The 16,123-nt window shown below is 44.0% G+C and carries 12 protein-coding genes and 1 pseudogene; 5 read left to right on the plus strand and 8 right to left on the minus strand.

Annotated elements, in window-relative coordinates; all coding sequences use genetic code 11:
* The first annotated feature begins 12 nt into the window (after window positions 1-12).
* Window positions 13-1,041, plus strand: coding sequence for a DUF3078 domain-containing protein (locus tag NAF17_RS14635; RefSeq protein WP_252758749.1), 1,029 nt, complete (start codon window positions 13-15; stop codon window positions 1,039-1,041).
* 230 nt (window positions 1,042-1,271) lie between these two features.
* On the opposite strand, the gene ffh is transcribed toward NAF17_RS14635, so the two are convergent.
* Complete coding sequence (gene ffh, locus NAF17_RS14640) at window positions 1,272-2,600, minus strand: signal recognition particle protein (protein ID WP_252758750.1); 1,329 nt, start codon at window positions 2,598-2,600, stop codon at window positions 1,272-1,274.
* 232 nt (window positions 2,601-2,832) lie between these two features.
* Between ffh and NAF17_RS14645 the strand changes: the two genes are divergently transcribed.
* Window positions 2,833-5,289, plus strand: coding sequence for a DUF5916 domain-containing protein (locus tag NAF17_RS14645; RefSeq protein WP_252758751.1), 2,457 nt, complete (start codon window positions 2,833-2,835; stop codon window positions 5,287-5,289).
* Window positions 5,290-5,380: 91 nt separating this feature from the next.
* Here the strand turns inward: NAF17_RS14645 and NAF17_RS14650 are convergent, their stop codons facing one another.
* Window positions 5,381-6,082, minus strand: coding sequence for an alpha/beta hydrolase (locus NAF17_RS14650; protein WP_252758752.1), 702 nt, complete (start codon window positions 6,080-6,082; stop codon window positions 5,381-5,383).
* A 105-nt stretch (window positions 6,083-6,187) separates the two neighbouring features.
* On the opposite strand from NAF17_RS14650, the gene NAF17_RS14655 reads away from it, so the two are divergent.
* The 3 genes from NAF17_RS14655 (at window position 6,188) to NAF17_RS14665 (ending at window position 10,097) form a co-directional block, all read left to right on the plus strand.
* On the plus strand, window positions 6,188-7,807 hold the full coding sequence (locus NAF17_RS14655) for a M1 family metallopeptidase (RefSeq protein ID WP_252758753.1): 1,620 nt from the start codon (window positions 6,188-6,190) through the stop codon (window positions 7,805-7,807).
* A gap of 193 nt (window positions 7,808-8,000) precedes the next feature.
* Entirely contained in the window at window positions 8,001-8,378 is a 378-nt protein-coding gene (locus NAF17_RS14660; protein WP_252758754.1) for a hypothetical protein, read from the plus strand.
* Window positions 8,379-8,558: 180 nt separating this feature from the next.
* Window positions 8,559-10,097, plus strand: a complete 1,539-nt coding sequence (locus tag NAF17_RS14665; protein WP_252758755.1) for a YifB family Mg chelatase-like AAA ATPase — start codon at window positions 8,559-8,561, stop codon at window positions 10,095-10,097.
* Between the two features lie 166 nt (window positions 10,098-10,263).
* On the opposite strand, the pseudogene NAF17_RS14670 reads toward NAF17_RS14665, so the two are convergent.
* The 6 genes and pseudogenes from NAF17_RS14670 to NAF17_RS14695 form a co-directional block, all read right to left on the minus strand.
* Window positions 10,264-10,612 (minus strand): annotated as a pseudogene (locus tag NAF17_RS14670) (elongation factor P); the annotation flags it as partial.
* An 81-nt stretch (window positions 10,613-10,693) separates the two neighbouring features.
* On the minus strand, window positions 10,694-11,314 hold the full coding sequence (locus tag NAF17_RS14675) for an ABC transporter ATP-binding protein (RefSeq protein WP_252758756.1): 621 nt from the start codon (window positions 11,312-11,314) through the stop codon (window positions 10,694-10,696).
* 91 nt (window positions 11,315-11,405) lie between these two features.
* Window positions 11,406-12,191, minus strand: a complete 786-nt coding sequence (lpxA, locus tag NAF17_RS14680) for an acyl-ACP--UDP-N-acetylglucosamine O-acyltransferase (RefSeq protein ID WP_252758757.1) — start codon at window positions 12,189-12,191, stop codon at window positions 11,406-11,408.
* Between the two features lies 1 nt (window position 12,192).
* Window positions 12,193-13,590 (minus strand): bifunctional UDP-3-O-[3-hydroxymyristoyl] N-acetylglucosamine deacetylase/3-hydroxyacyl-ACP dehydratase, encoded by a 1,398-nt coding sequence (locus NAF17_RS14685; protein WP_252758758.1) that lies wholly within the window; start codon window positions 13,588-13,590, stop codon window positions 12,193-12,195.
* Between the two features lie 85 nt (window positions 13,591-13,675).
* Window positions 13,676-14,722 (minus strand): UDP-3-O-(3-hydroxymyristoyl)glucosamine N-acyltransferase, encoded by a 1,047-nt coding sequence (lpxD, locus tag NAF17_RS14690; protein ID WP_252758759.1) that lies wholly within the window; start codon window positions 14,720-14,722, stop codon window positions 13,676-13,678.
* A gap of 133 nt (window positions 14,723-14,855) precedes the next feature.
* Entirely contained in the window at window positions 14,856-16,082 is a 1,227-nt protein-coding gene (locus NAF17_RS14695; RefSeq protein WP_252758760.1) for an HD domain-containing protein, read from the minus strand.
* Window positions 16,083-16,123: the final 41 nt, after the last annotated feature.

The following is a 16,123-nucleotide window of genomic DNA, read 5'->3' on the forward strand; positions in this document are numbered from 1 at the left end:
TTATTTGTGGCTATGTTGAAAACCGGTACCAGACTATTCTTCTTACTGATGTTTACAGCGGCGCTTGGCACAAACGCGCAAACCACCGATACCGTAAAAAAAGACACGGTAAAAATTGATACCACCATTCTTAATAAATACCGCATTCAAACAAAAAAGAATGCCATACCGGTACCGCCAACCCCTATCCAGATACAGCAGGAACTGATACCGGTTACTATGTTGGACTATAAAATAAGCTACTGGCGCAAGTACATCACGTTTGGGTTAAACTTTAGCCAGGCCGCCTTTAGCGATAACTATGCCGCTGGTGGTGTTACAGCGGTGGCCTTAACATCCAACTTTATTTACCGGATAGAGTATAATAAAGCTCCATTCAGTTATACCTCAGAATTGAACCTGCTTTATGGTAAATCAAAAAACAAAGGCCAGTCATCCCGCAAAAGTAACGACAGGATCTTTTTTGATAATAAGATAGCTACCCAAATGTCCAAGCACTGGTTTTTCTTTGGGTCTTTAACGTTTGAATCTCAGTTTGATACCGGGTACCAGTATGACGGCGCCGGTGTGAACCCGCCGATATTGATATCGAATTTTATGGCGCCGGGTTACTTAACCGAATCAATAGGTTTTGAATATAAGCCTACGAGTTATTTTGATCTTCGTTTAGGTACCGGTACCGCAAGGCAAACCTTTGTGCTTGATGATAACGTTTTTAACAGCCTGGCACCGGGTGTAGATGAACTTTACGGGGTAAAAAGGGGCAAAAGCATCCGTACAGATATCGCGTTCCAGATGGTAGCCATATTTGATAAGGATATAGCAAAAAACATGCATTTAAACGCCCGTTATGATGTATTTGTACCTTACGGACAAGACCTGAGCTTTACCCGCCACCGCTTTGATGCCATACTGGCTGCCAAGGTAAACCGCCTGGTGAACGTTTCTATCAACGGAACGATATTGTTCGACAAAAAATCTAAACCCGGCGTACAGGCTACAGAGGGTTTAGCGCTGGGGGTGTTGTATAAGTTTCCTTGATACCCCGGTTGATTTATAACCTTATTTTAGTGCTAATATTATCACGAAATTACGCACCAAAAAGGGGATAATTACCGTCTTAAAAACACATTTTTTCGACCTCAAAACGCCAAAGTTTTACCTTGGTTTACTATCCCGAGGTCGCCGGTATCCACTAGCGTTTTTGCAAGAAATTGGAACAAAAAACCCCAACATTCGTCAGGGCTTTTTCTATTTGTTTTATGTTTTGGTTACATCTTTGGCATCCTGCGCATCATGTTGGCCATGGCCGCGGGGTTGCTCATTTGTTTCATCACTTTACGCATATCGTCAAACTGTTTCATTAGGCGGTTAACTTCCTGCAGGTCGGTGCCCGAGCCTTTGGCAATACGGTTGCGGCGGCTTGGGTTGATCAGGTCGGGGTTTTCTTTTTCCTTTGGCGTCATCGAGTTGATGATGGCTTCGATACCTTTAAAAGAATCGTCGCTTACTTCAACATCTTTCATCATTTTACCAACGCCCGGTATCATACCCATCAGATCCTTCATGTTACCCATTTTTTTGATCTGCTGTATTTGGCTATAAAAATCGTTAAAGTCGAATTTGTTCTTGCGGATCTTGCGTTGCAGCTCGGCAGCTTCCTTCTCGTCAAACTGCTGTTGCGCGCGTTCAACCAATGAAACCACGTCACCCATGCCCAGGATCCTTGATGCCATACGATCCGGGTGGAAAACGTCAAGCGCTTCCATCTTTTCGCCGGTACCAATAAATTTTATGGGCTTGTTAACAACGGATTTGATTGATAGCGCCGCACCACCGCGGGTGTCACCATCAAGCTTGGTTAAAACAACACCGGTAAAGTCAAGGCGATCGTTAAACACCTTGGCGGTGTTCACAGCATCCTGGCCGGTCATGGAATCTACCACAAACAATATCTCGTGTGGGTTCACAGCGGCTTTCACCTGCTCTATCTCCACCATCATGGCCTCGTCAATAGCTAAACGGCCCGCGGTATCAATAATTACCACGTTGTTGCCGTTTTGCTTAGCCAGGGCAAGACCCTCGCGCGCAATGGCAATTGGGTCTTTAGATTCCAGGTTGGCATAAACGGGTACACCGATCTGCTCGCCTAAAACCTGCAATTGGGTAATAGCCGCGGGGCGGTAAATATCACCGGCAACCAATAATGGTTTTTTGCCTTTTTGTGTTTTAAGGTAATTGGCAAGCTTGCCGGTAAAAGTGGTTTTACCCGCGCCGTTCAAGCCCGCTATCAGGATGATGGTTGGCGATGCTTTCAGCTCCAGTTCGGCAGTGGTGCCGCCCATAAGAGCGGTAAGCTCGTCGTTCATCAGCTTGGTAAGCAACTGGCCCGGCGAGATCGACGTTAATACGTTTTCGCCCATGGCCTTTGTCCTTACATCATCTGTAAAGGTTTTAGCTGTTTTATAGTTAACGTCGGCGTCCAAAAGAGCTTTGCGGATCTCTTTCATGGTTTCGGCCACGTTTATTTCTGTAATTGATCCCTGGCCCTTTAGTGCTTTAAACGCCCTGTCGAGTTTATCCGATAAATTTTCAAACATTATAAATTCCTAATTTTTGAGGACACAAAGTTAAGATTTTGAAGTGATTTGGCTAATATATCTGAAAATGACATGCGCGGTTTTTATCCCCTTATTTATACCAACTAAAATAAATATTGCCGCGCAATTCCCTCATTAACAAACTTTAACACTTGTTAACCAATTTTTAACATAATATCCTGTAACGTTTTGCAAATTTCGAGCATCTAATCGAAACTGTTAACCAACCCGAATGAGAGTTTTTTTACTTGCCATATTACTATCTGCTATAACACTAAATACTTTTTCGCAAGAAAAGAAGAAAACCCTTGTGGCTATAAAAACCCAGGCCGCACCCAAAATGGATGGTGAACTTGATGACGCCGTTTGGCAAAAGGTACCATTTGCTACCGATTTTGTACAGTTGCGCCCCAATGCAGGCACACACGAAAACGCTGCCGACCGCACAGAAGTAAAAATAATTTACGATAACGAAGCCGTATACATTGGCGCCCGCATGTATGAGAAAGACCCGGCCAAAATTGCCCGTGAATTTGCCACGCGCGACCAGATAGGTAATGCCGATTTCATCGGAATTATATTCGATACCTATAAGGATGGCATCAATGCAGCCGGCTTTTTTGTAACATCAACCAACGGGCAGTTTGATGCCAAGTACGCCCTGCCAAATTCGGAAGGCAATAGCGAAGACCCTACCTGGAATGCCGTTTGGATAAGCAAGGTAAAAATTGACAGCCTGGGCTGGACTGCCGAGATAAAAGTACCCTACTCGGCACTCCGCTTCGCTAAAAAGGATATCCAAACCTGGGGCATGAACATCATCCGCAAACGCCAAAATACGCAACAGCAATTATTTTGGAATGAGCTTGACCCCAAGCAAAACGGGTTCATTAACCAGGAGGGCATCCTTACGGGGATAGAAAAGATAGTTCCGCCGGTGCGTTTAGGCTTTTACCCATATTTTTCTACCTATGTAAACCATTACCCATACAATATGGCAGGCGTCCCAAACACCAAAGCATCTGTAAATGGTGGCATGGATGTAAAGTACGGAATTAACGAAAGCTTTACGCTGGACCTTACGCTGATCCCCGATTTTGGGCAGGTGCAATCAGATAATAAGATTCTAAACCTTACGCCGTTCGAGGTAAAATATAACGAGAACCGCCCCTTTTTTACCGAAGGTACCGAGCTGTTCAATAAAGGTAATTTGTTTTACACCCGCCGCGTTGGCGGGCAGCCCCTTAACTATGGCAAGGCTTATGATAACCTGCAACCGGGCGAGGCTGTAGTGGGCAACCCTACCGAAACCAAACTGATCAACGCTTTCAAACTATCGGGCCGTACGTCAAAAGGGTTAGGCATTGGTGTTTTCAACGGTATAACTAATACGGCTTACGCTACGGTGGAAGACGCGGCAGGCAACCAGCGCCAGGTAGAAACAAGCCCGCTAACCAACTATAACATTTTGGTTTTCGATCAAAACCTGAAGAACAACTCGTCGGTAACGCTTATCAACACCAATGTTAACCGTTTCGGTAAAGACTACTCTGCCGATGTGGGTGGCCTGGTGTGGAACCTTAACAACAAAAAAAACTCATATAACCTTTCGGGCTACGGATTAATGAGTAACAAGTTTTACAGGAGCCAGCAAACCGTTACGGGCTACAACTACAATGTTACTTTTGGCAAAACACTGGGTAATTTTACCTGGAGCGTATCTGAAGATCGTGTAGATAAAAAATATGACCCCAATGACCTCGGCATTTTGTTTAACAACAACTATTTAGATCATAACCTAAACCTTTCATACGCTAACTACAAGCCCAAACACTTTTTCACCAAGTGGGATGTATGGACAAATACCTATTCATCGTACCGCGTATCGCCATATAGCTACCAATACTTTAACCAAAACTTTGGTGCCGGGGCGAATTTCAAAAACTTTTGGTACGCCAACTTTAACGGGCACATCCGCATGAGCGGGAACGACTTTTACGAACCGCGTGTGCCGGGCCGGGTATTTAAAACGGCCGAAAGTTTTATATTCAACCTAAACCTGCAAACAAACCAGGCTAAACCTTTTTCGGTTGGCATCTTTTACTCAAACGCGTGGCTTAACCGCTTTAATGGTAAAGGCAACGATTTGAATGTGTTTTACAATTATAGGGTAAGCAACAAGTTTTCTGTTGGTGGCGATTTTATGGTTAGTCCGCGTATTAATTACATCGGATTTGCTACCGTAGCAAATGATAACGTAACCCCAATAGTTGGCTTGCGCGATGCACAAACCGTACAAAACATTTTTAATGTGAAGTACACCTTCAGTAATATAATGGGCTTAACCTTCCGCTTAAGGCATTACTGGAGCAAGGTAAATTACAAACAGTTTTTTGACCTGGCCCAGGATGGTGCGCTGGCAAACTTAACCACTACTGATTTTAACCACAATGTTGACCAAAACCTAAACCTGTGGAATATAGATATGATATACGTTTGGCAATTTACACCGGGCAGCGAGATAAGCCTGGCCTGGAAGCAATCGGCACAAAGCTATACCAATTTAGGCACTCAAAACTATTACAACAACTTTCGAGACACCTACAACCAGCCGCAGAACAACAACGTTTCGGTTAAGGTGCTTTATTATATTGATTTCCAAAGTTTAAAGAAACACCGTAAAGGATAAGGTCAAAATATTAGAAAGGGCTAAATGCCCCTTATTTGGTAGTGTCTCAGTTTGACCAATGTTTGCCAAATTAATGAACAAGTGCCTAATATTAAGTGGTAACAAACTGAGCAATATTTCTTGCCAAATCTACCAAGAAGACCTCTCGGTTGGATTGCGAATCCTCAATTTGAGGGGGAAGTTCATCCATGTAACTAAAATGGCCGGCTTCCTCATCCAGTAAAAAATCTACATGCCCTTGTTTTTCCAATATTTGCTTTAATAATAATGCTTTGGAAGGAGGAGTAACCGTATCCTTCCTTCCGTTACGCAGATAAATTTGTGTATTGACTGTTTGTAGTGCTCCAGGGTGCAAGAAAAAATCAACTGATGGTGCCAAAAGGGCAAGCCGTTCAAACTTCCAAATTGAATGAGGGCCAATACCGTGCCCCGAAAATGTTAATGCTTTTCCTCCGGCAAGTGCAAGCAACAATGTAGCTCCGATAGAATGCCCTAAGCCTATGAGCGTTTGATGCGAATGTGAATAATCTCTCAAAACAGTTTCAAGCTGCTCAATGCGCGCATTCAGTTCCTCTTTTGTGGGTGTTAAAGACGGCAGCATTTCAAAATGAGGAGCAATTACGGTGCATCCATGTTGTGCGACAACCCTTAGTAACGGAAGGTGTCGAACTGGGCTTCCACCACGCCCCGCTACAAAAATAACTACGCATAATGCCTGCGTGGCTTCCAATATGGTTATAGTAAATTCCTTTTTGTTATTCTGTATCGACTGTGTAATTTCAGAAAAATCCATGGTCTAAGATAGTTTATAAAGTTAACGATGATACGAGCTTCATAAAATTTCAAACTGAGACACTACCCCTTGTTTTAGCTGTGGTATTTTTTGTAATATTACCACATGCGTAAAAAAATCTACCTATTGCTTGCCGCGCCGCTAATAGCAGCTTTATCTGCCAATGCCCAGGCGCCCGGCGCTAATGTTGATGTACAGCATTACCGCTTCGCCATTACCTTAAATGATGCCGATAACGTGATCAAAGGGCAGGCAACCATAACCGCAAAGTTTCTTAAACCGGCCACCACGTTAGCGCTCGATCTTTATAAGAAAAACAAAGATGGCAAGGGTATGATGGTATCGGCCATCAAAGAAAACAACCTGCCGGTAAAGTACACGCAGGACAGCGATAAGCTGGTACTGAACATCAAAGCGCTCAAAGGATCGACCCATAACTATGTAATTATCTACAAGGGTATCCCTACCGATGGCTTGATCATCTCCACCAATCAATATAAACACCGCACTTTTTTTGGCGATAACTGGGCTACCCGCGCGCGCTACTGGCTGCCTTGCGTAGATGACCCCGCCGACAAAGCTTCGGTTGAGTTTTTGGTTACAGCACCTGCAAAATATAAAGTGGTTTCCAACGGCTTAAAAGTTATTGAGAAACCCTTGCCGCTAAACAAGAAGCTAACCCATTGGAGCGAAACCGCGCAGCTGCCAACCAAAGTAATGGTTATAGGTGTGGCCGATTTTGCGATAGCCAACCCCGGCAACCCCGGCGGCACTCCTGTTTACAGCTACGTATTCCCGGAGGATAAGGTAGAGGGCTTAAAGAACTATGCCGTTGCTGCTAAGATACTGCCGTGGTTTGTAAAACGTATTGGGGCATTCCCGTATAAAAAGCTGGCCAACGTGCAGTCTAAAACCATTTTTGGCGGGATGGAAAATGCAGGGGCGATATTTTATTATGAAAAATCGGTAAACGATAATAAAGGCATAGAACCCTTAATGGCGCACGAAATAGCCCATCAATGGTTTGGCGATGCCGTTAGCGAGAAAACCTGGTGGCATGTTTGGTTAAGCGAAGGCTTTGCCACCTACATGACCAACCTATACATGGAAGGCACCTACGGGGCAGATACATTAAAAAGCCGCCTTGCTACAGATCGCGACATGATATTTGGATTTGAGAAAAAGTACCGCGCGCCTGTTGTAGATTCGGCCTACAAGGGTCAAATGATAGGGATGCTTAATGCCAATGCCTACCAAAAAGGCGGCTGGGTGTTGCACATGCTGCGCCGCAAAATTGGCGACGACGCTTTTTGGAAAGGCATACAAGCCTATTACAAGCAATACAACGGCAGCAACGCCAATACTAACGACCTGCGCCTTGTGATGGAGAAAGTAAGCGGAAAAGACCTGAACCCATTTTTTACCCAATGGCTGCGCGATGCCGGGCACCCGCAACTAAAAATAACCTGGCATTACCAGCAGAAAAACAAGTCGCTTACGATACACATCAATCAGTTGCAAGAAAAGCCATACCAGCTTACGGTAGAATTTATGGTTGATGGAAAGCTGTATAAATCTGATGTAAAAGGCGTGGCGTATACTATTACCGTACCGGTTGCATCGGCTACGCCGGATGTAAAGGCCGACCCTAACGTAAATTTACTGGCAACTTTTGATACAACAAATAAACCATCGGATACAAAACCTGTCGAACCTACAAATTAACAGCTTGCTAAATGTTTAAACCAATTGTAATTTAGTTTCGATATTTGCAATTTGGCCTTATATAATTTTGATAATTAAAAAAAATCAAAACATTATATCTTTTTTAAATGTTTTTCGTATTATTGAACTATATAACAACCCGGTGAGGTTGTTGTGAGAATTAACCCGATCTGTTCACTTAAATTTTAACACCATGGCAAAAGCGTATCAATCCATTTATGTAATGTTTTACAGGTGGAGCTTCAAAAATTTCGGTCAGGGCTCATTGCCCCAGTTTAAATCGTTGTTTAACGTAAGCTTTTTGCTAATTGTGGTGTTAACAAACGCCATGCTGTTTACCAAGCTTTTGGTTAAAGCGCAATGGTTAACTTTAAACACTTCAACTTACATAGCTATCTTATTTGGCGCCGTAGGTTTTTTGCTTATCAATCATTTTATACTGTTAAACAACAGGATGTTTAAAAGCTTGAACATGCGCCTGGCAACCATAAGCGCACACAATAAAAACCTGTTTTCGGTGGTGTTACTGATAAATGTAGTATTTGCCTGCAGCCTTTGCCTAATCAGATAAAGCACTTAAAGTGCAAATTCTTACCAAACCCGTATCCATAGGTACGGGTTTTTTTGTTGCCGTTTTTTGGCAAAGCAGATAAGATCAGGGCTCTTCGTTTTCTTTGGGCGCAAAACGAAAAGTATTCGCCCGTTCCCTCAAATAAAATCTATATCTTTCGCTTAACAAAAAATCTATCACGTGTTAGTTAAGACCTTTGGAAGTGCAGTTTATGGTATACAGGCAATTACCATTACAGTTGAAGTGAATATTGCGCCGGGCACCAAATATTTTGTGGTTGGCCTGCCGGATGTAGCCATTAAAGAAAGCTATTTCCGCATAGATTCCGCACTTAAAAATTGTGGTTATCGTATGCCCCGCCAGCAAGTGGTGGTTAATATGGCCCCTGCAGATATTAAAAAGGAAGGCTCGGCCTATGACCTTACCATCGCTACCGGTGTTTTAGCTGCATCCGGCCAAATAGATGTAGAGAACCTGGACAAATACCTTATTATGGGCGAGCTGTCCTTAGATGGCGGCCTGCAGCCCATTAAGGGCGCTTTGCCTATTGCTATTCAGGCGCGCAAGGAAGGGTATAAAGGCTTTATCCTGCCAAAGCAAAATAGCCGCGAAGCCGCCATTGTAGATAACCTAAAAGTTTACGGTGTTGAAAACATCAAACAAGTTGCCGACTTTTTTAACGGTACGGCTACCCTGGAGCCCGAAGTTGTAAATACCCGCGATGAATTTTACAACTGCCTTACTGCCTATGATAGCGATTTTAGCGAAGTGCGTGGGCAGGAAAATATAAAACGAGCCTTAGAAATAGCCGCCGCGGGTGGCCATAATGTAATATTGATAGGCCCGCCAGGAGCAGGTAAAACCATGCTTGCACGGAGATTGCCTTCTATTTTGCCACCATTGAGTTTGCATGAATCGTTAGAAACCACCAAGATCCACTCCGTAGCCGGGAAACTCTCTGCAGCGGATGCATTGGTTACTACCAGGCCATTCCGTTCTCCGCATCATACAATTTCAGATGTAGCCTTAGTTGGCGGGGGCAGCAACCCACAGCCCGGCGAGATCTCGCTGGCACATAACGGCGTTTTGTTTTTAGATGAATTGCCGGAGTTTAAACGCAGCGCCTTAGAAGTCATGCGCCAGCCCTTAGAAGAGCGGAAAGTTACCATCTCCCGTGCTAAGTTTACGGTTGATTACCCAAGCAGCTTTATGCTGGTAGCCAGTATGAACCCATGCCCTTGCGGTTATTATAACCACCCCGAAAAGGAATGTATTTGCCCGCCGGGAACGGTGCAGAAATATTTAAGCAAGATCTCGGGCCCGTTGCTGGACCGTATAGATCTGCATGTGGAGGTTACGCCGGTAAATTTTAGTGAATTGTCATCCGACCGGTTGGCCGAGAAAAGTGAACTGATTCGCAATAGGGTGATCAAAGCCCGCGAACTGCAGATAGAAAGGTTTGGCGAACGCCCTGACCTGCACGCTAATGCCCAAATGAGCCCGCAAATGGTGCGCGATGTTTGTAAAATTACAACCGCAGGCCAAACCTTGCTAAAAAAGGCCATGGAAAAGCTTGGTCTTTCCGCCCGTGCTTACGACCGTATATTAAAAGTTGCCCGTACCATTGCCGACCTTGCCGGCAGCGAAGAAATCTTGTTAGAACACCTTGCCGAAGCTATCAATTTCCGCAGCCTCGACCGTGAAGGCTGGGCGGGGTAGACAGAATAAGCCCCTGTTCCCAAAGGCCGTTTATTTTTATTGTCAAAAGAGGAATTAGCCTGATAATTAAATTTTTAAGTGTTCACGTTCACGCCGTGAATACCCGTTGAAAATCGCAATCGCCTTAAAATTAAAAGATTGAATATATTGGCGATGATCGTCAAATTTAGGCCTTTAAATGCTCTACATAAGCAGCCGTAGATGTATCCACTTTGGCCCTATCGCCTATGTTGATGAATAAAGGAACTTTAATTTCTGCACCGGTTTCAACGGCCGCGTTTTTAAGGGCACTTGTGGAGGTGTCGCCTTTTTACAGCGGGCTCGGTATAGGTTATTTCTAACTCGGCAGAGTTTGGTATAAATGCCATGATGGGCTCGTCGGTTTCAAAGGCAACTACTACGTTTATGCCCTCTTTCAGGAACCTTACAGGGGCGCCAAAAGGCGTTTTGGGTACGTTGTGCTGGTCGTAAGTTTCGTTATCCATGTTCACCAGGGCATCGCCATCTTCGTAAAGCGAAGCACGTTGCCATTTTTTACATCAGATGCTTTTGCCAAGCCGACAAAGTTTTGTAATTGATTTGAGATTTTGTTGATTTTAACCCTTGTAATCGGCTATGCTTAACCTGTTTTCGCAAAAGCTGTACTCGTGCTCTTGATTTGAGCAAACGATGGTTAGGCGGTTCTCGCTAAATTTTTCTACGAGGCTCAGGTACCAGTCGATGCCCTGGGTATCCAGGTTAGAGGTGGGCTCATCCAGCATCAGCATGGGGGTATCGGCACAAAAAGCAAGCGCTAGTTTAAGGCGTTGTTTCATGCCGGATGAAAAGTATTTGACCAGTTTATTGCGGCTGCCCTCCAAATTCAGGATATCGGCAACGGCATTTTTATCTATCCCGGCTTTAAATTTTTTGAACTTAAAGTGAAAGTCGATCATTTCATTTAGTGAGAAATCTTCAATAACTTCGAGATATGGGGCCGCTAAACTTAGGTAGTTGAAGACCGTACCGGCTTCAATTTCTTTACCGGCGTCTTCATATTTAAGCACGCCCACAGATGGCACAAGGCTTCCGTTTAATACCTGCAGCAGCGTTGATTTCCCCGAGCCATTTGCACCCAGCACGGCGTACTTGCCGGCATTTTCAAAGGTATAATCTATACCCCTGAAGATCCATTCACGGTTAAAGCGGCGGCCTATGTTTTGGAGGGTGATGTTCATGCGGGTGGTTCATAATTGATAGTTCATGGATCATGGAATTAGCCGCTCGATTCTGACTATGAACGTTCATCCACGAACTAATAACCAATTCTTAGCTGCTACCAAATCCCTTCATGATGCCGCGTTGCGAGTTCTGCACAAAGTTGATGATCTCGTCGCGTTCAACGGTTGGGTTAAATTCGGCTTCGATAATATCTAAGGCCTTGGTCATATTATATTTTTTCAGGAAAATGATCCTGTAGATCTCCTGGATCTCGTTGATCGTTTCAGCACTAAAACCCCTGCGGCGTAAACCTACCGAATTTATACCAACGTAAGACAATGGCTCTCGCCCCGCCTTAGTAAACGGCGGCACATCCTTACGCACCAGCGAACCGCCGGATATCATGCTATGCGCCCCTATTTCTACAAACTGATGCACCATTGAGCCGCCACCTACAAAAGCATAGTCATAAATGTTAATATGCCCGCCTAATTGTACTGAATTAGCAATGATAACGTTATCGCCAATAACACAATCGTGTGCTACGTGTACATAAGCCATCAACAGGCAATTTTGGCCTATTGTAGTAGTATTTTTATCGAGCGCGGTACCACGATTAAGAGTTACGCATTCGCGGATAATGGTATTATCGCCAATGGTAACAGTGCTGGCTTCACCTTTATATTTCAGATCTTGCGGCGGTGCAGATACTACAGCCCCCGGGAAAATACGGCAATTTTTACCAATACGGGCGCCATCCATAATTACGGAGTTTGAGCCCACCCAGGTGCCTTCGCCAATTTCCACATCTTTGTGGATAGTTACAAACGGCTCGATAACCACGTTATCGGCAATTTTTGCCTGTGGGTGTATGTATGCTAAAGGCTGTATCATATTATTTATATCTAACTATTTGTGCCATTAGCTCGGCCTCTACCACAATTTTTTCGCCAACCATGCCAATACCTTTCATTTGGGCAATGCCACGGCGGATGGGCGCTATCAGGTCGCAACGGAATATTAATGTATTGCCGGGTAAAACCTTGTCTTTAAACCTTGCATTTTCAATTTTAAGGAACAATGTCAACCAGTTTTCAGGATCGGGAACGGTGTTTAACACCAATATACCGCCTGTTTGCGCCATCGCTTCTATCTGCAATACACCCGGCATAACAGGTGCGCCGGGGAAGTGGCCTACAAAGAACGGCTCGTTCATGGTTACGGCTTTTAAACCAACCACGTGGGTTTTGGAAAGCTCTAAGATCTTATCTATCAGTAACAATGGCGGGCGGTGCGGCAATATGTTCATGATTTGAACAGTATCGTAAACCGGGGTCATGTTAGGGTCGTAAACCTTAACGTGTTTGCGGCTGCGTTCTTTTTTGATAAGCGTTTTTATCTTTTTTGCAAAGGCAACGTTTGCCGCGTGGCCCGGCCTTGCAGCCATAATATGCCCTTTAAGCGGCACACCAACCAATGCAAGATCGCCAATCATATCCAGCAGTTTGTGGCGTGCCGGCTCATTCTGGTGACGAAGCTCGATGTTATTTAAAATCCCTTGTGGGGCAACATTTATATCTTTACGGTTGAATAGTTTTGCCAGATTGGCAAGCTCTTCTTCGTCAACTTCTTTATCAACAACAACAATGGCATTGTTTAAATCGCCGCCTTTTATCAAGTCGTGCTTAACCAGCATTTCCAGTTCATGCAAAAAGCAGAAGGTACGGCTTGATGCGATCTCTTTTTTAAATTCAGACAGGCTTGAAATAGTTGCATGCTGGCTACCCAATACCTGCGAGTTATAATCAACCATACAGGTAAAACGGTAATCATCATCTAAAGGCATGGCTACCATATCAACCTTACGGTCGGGCTCCGAGTAGTGGATGTTATATGGGATGTGGTAATATTCCCTATCGGCCGCTTGTTCTTCAAAACCGGCTTTTTCAATAGCGTCAATAAATTGTATCGAGCTACCGTCCATGATAGGAGTTTCGGGGGCGTCCAAATCAATCAGCACGTTGTCTATCTCCAAACCAACTAAGGCGGCAAGCACATGTTCAACTGTGCTAACACTCGCTCCGTTTTGGGTTAATGTTGTACCTCTTGAGGTATCGGTAACGTTATCCACATCGGCATCAATAATTGGCTGGCCGGGCAAATCAACCCTGCGGAACTTATAACCATGTTTCTCAGGTGCGGGGTTAAACGTTAGGGTAACGCTTTGCCCTGTGTGTAAACCTGTGCCAGAAACTGATACGGGCACCTTAATAGTTCTTTGTTTTACATTCATGTTGTGATGCTCATTGGTTCATCGGTTCAATGGTAAATCGTTTATTATATAGCATACATGCTTAATAAACTAATAAACAATTGAACTAATAAACATCTCTATTCTTAAGTTCTTTTATAATCTTTTCCAGTTCGTTAACTCTTCTTTCCAGTTCGGGTAGGCGGCTTACTACTACGTTCGAACGCATATCGGCAGTGTAAGCAATAGCGGGCGACCCCGCCCAGCTTTTTCCTTCCTCTTTAATCGTGCGACCAACCCCAGATTGTGCCTGTATCTTGGTGCCCTTTGCAAGGGTAATGTGGCCTACTACGCCCACCTGGCCGCCAAGCATTACGTTTTGGCCCAGTTTGGTGCTCCCGGCAATACCCGCCTGGGCAGCAATTACGGTGTTTTGGCCTATGTCAACATTGTGAGCTATCTGCACCAAATTATCCAACTTAGCACCCTTGCGCACATAAGTTGAGCCCATGGTGGCCCTGTCTATAGTTGTGTTAGCGCCCACTTCAACGTTATCTTCAATAACAACGTTACCTATTTGCGCTACTTTGGTATAGGTTCCATCTGGGTTGGGTGCAAAGCCAAAACCGTCGCTGCCTATAACAGCCCCTGAGTGTATTACCACATTATCGCCAATAATACAATCAAAGTAAACCTTTACACCGGGGAACAAAGTTACATTATTACCCAGCTTTACATTGTCTGCAATGTAACAGCCCGGATAGATCTTGCATTTATCGCCCAACACTACATCTTGGCTAATATAGGCAAATGCGCCGATGTAAGGGTCTTTACCAATTTTAGCCGATTTATGGATAAAATGAGGTTCCTCTACGCCCGATTTATTTAGTTTGATGGTATTATATTGTTCTAGCAGCAGGGTAAATGAAGAGTAAGCATTCTCAACCCTAATAAGGGTTGCTTTTACCGGCGCGGTTAGTTGCAGGCTGTTATTTACAATTACAACCGAGGCATTGGTAGTATACAGGTATTGCTCATATTTAGGGTTAGCTAAAAATGATAAAGAACCGGTGCCGCCTTCTTCTATTTTGGCCAGGTGATTGGCCTCCACAAGTGGATCTCCTTCAACTGTTCCATTTAGCATAAAGGCTATATCCTTTGCGGTAAATTGCATCGTACAAATTTAAATGTTAAAACCATAGCAACAAATTATTAAATATAAGTACCAAAAGAGTTTTTTTAAGTAGCCAATATTAACTAACTCGCCAATAAACAACTCTCTTCCAGTTAGTTATAGGAACACCACACTAAAACAGTTCTTTGGCATAGCAAAGTATATATTTTTTTACAGTTTTTGATAAAGCCTCCAGGTTTGAATTATCGCTGGCGAGGGTAATATCTGTAATCTCGCCGTTCTTTTTCAGAATATGAATGTTGCCATCACCCTTATTATAGGCGTTGTTTCGGATGTCATCATCAAATACAAAATAAGAAGCCTCGTGTTCGCTAATGTTATATTTTTTCATAGCGCTGGCGGTCAACTGTTTAATAAAATCAGCGTTTGGTACTTCATTAGTAATGTCAACGTGGTAAAGCCTGCGGTTTATTAGGTTATGGCAAAGTTTAGATAGTACAAAATCCGGGCTATCGGCCCATATCTTTACCGCGGCCATCACGTCTGTATCATCAAGCAAAGCGAAGGTTTTTAAATGCTCGCCGCTCGCCATAAATTCTGTCTTGGTTATAAAATTCTCCAGGAAATAGCTTAAGGCCGGTGTTAGTGGGAAGCGTGTCCCTTGCAAAGCCAGTTCGCGGCTACGGGTAAATATTTTGCAAAGTAATTGCTCTGCAGCTATTACGGTTTTGTGTAGGTAAACCTGCCAGTACATTAGCCTGCGGGCGATCAGGAATTTTTCTATCGAGTAAATACCTTTCTCCTCCACCGCAATGCTGTCATCCTTTACGGTAAGCATTTTAATGATCCTGTCGGAACTGATAACGCCTTCGGATACGCCGGTAAAATAACTATCCCTGTTCAGGTAGTCCATCCTGTCCATGTCCAATTGGCTGGATACTAACTGGTGCAAAAAGTGCTTGGGGTAACTGCCTGTAAATATGCTGATGGCTAATGAAATGTTGCCACTAAACTCCTCATTTAGCTTATTCATCAGCAGGATAGAAATATCCTCGTGGTCTATTTCATCAACAATGGTATGCTCCAAAGCGTGCGAGAATGGCCCGTGCCCAATATCGTGCAACAGAATGGCTATCATCAAACCTTCTTTCTCTTCAGGCGAGATCTCCGCGCCTTTATTGCAAAGAGTTTCTATAGCCATGCTCATTAAGTGCATAGCGCCTAAAGCATGATGGAAACGGGTATGCAAAGCGCCGGGGTAAACCAAATGGGTCATCCCCAGCTGTTTAATGTAGCGCAGGCGCTGAAAGTATGGGTGGTCTATCAGGTCATACACCAGTTCGGTTGGTATGCTGATGAACCCGTAAACCGGGTCGTTTATGATTTTCTTTTTGTTCAAAGTAGCTTTTAAGAATACAAAAGTGTTCAATTATGACAAAA

It is taken from the genome of Mucilaginibacter aurantiaciroseus, assembly GCF_024055595.1.
Lineage (GTDB): Bacteria > Bacteroidota > Bacteroidia > Sphingobacteriales > Sphingobacteriaceae > Mucilaginibacter > Mucilaginibacter aurantiaciroseus.

Excerpts from the sequence above, each read along its gene's own strand:
- ffh (WP_252758750.1), bottom strand. The coding sequence starts at position 2,600 with ATGTTTGAAAATTTATCGGATAAACTCGACAGGGCGTTTAAAGCACTA.
- lpxD (WP_252758759.1), bottom strand. The coding sequence starts at position 14,722 with ATGCAATTTACCGCAAAGGATATAGCCTTTATGCTAAATGGAACAGTT.
- NAF17_RS14650 (WP_252758752.1), bottom strand. The coding sequence starts at position 6,082 with ATGGATTTTTCTGAAATTACACAGTCGATACAGAATAACAAAAAGGAA.
- NAF17_RS14645 (WP_252758751.1), top strand. The coding sequence starts at position 2,833 with ATGAGAGTTTTTTTACTTGCCATATTACTATCTGCTATAACACTAAAT.
- NAF17_RS14660 (WP_252758754.1), top strand. The coding sequence starts at position 8,001 with ATGGCAAAAGCGTATCAATCCATTTATGTAATGTTTTACAGGTGGAGC.
- NAF17_RS14655 (WP_252758753.1), top strand. The coding sequence starts at position 6,188 with ATGCGTAAAAAAATCTACCTATTGCTTGCCGCGCCGCTAATAGCAGCT.
- NAF17_RS14635 (WP_252758749.1), top strand. The coding sequence starts at position 13 with ATGTTGAAAACCGGTACCAGACTATTCTTCTTACTGATGTTTACAGCG.
- NAF17_RS14675 (WP_252758756.1), bottom strand. The coding sequence starts at position 11,314 with ATGAACATCACCCTCCAAAACATAGGCCGCCGCTTTAACCGTGAATGG.
- NAF17_RS14685 (WP_252758758.1), bottom strand. The coding sequence starts at position 13,590 with ATGAATGTAAAACAAAGAACTATTAAGGTGCCCGTATCAGTTTCTGGC.
- lpxA (WP_252758757.1), bottom strand. The coding sequence starts at position 12,191 with ATGATACAGCCTTTAGCATACATACACCCACAGGCAAAAATTGCCGAT.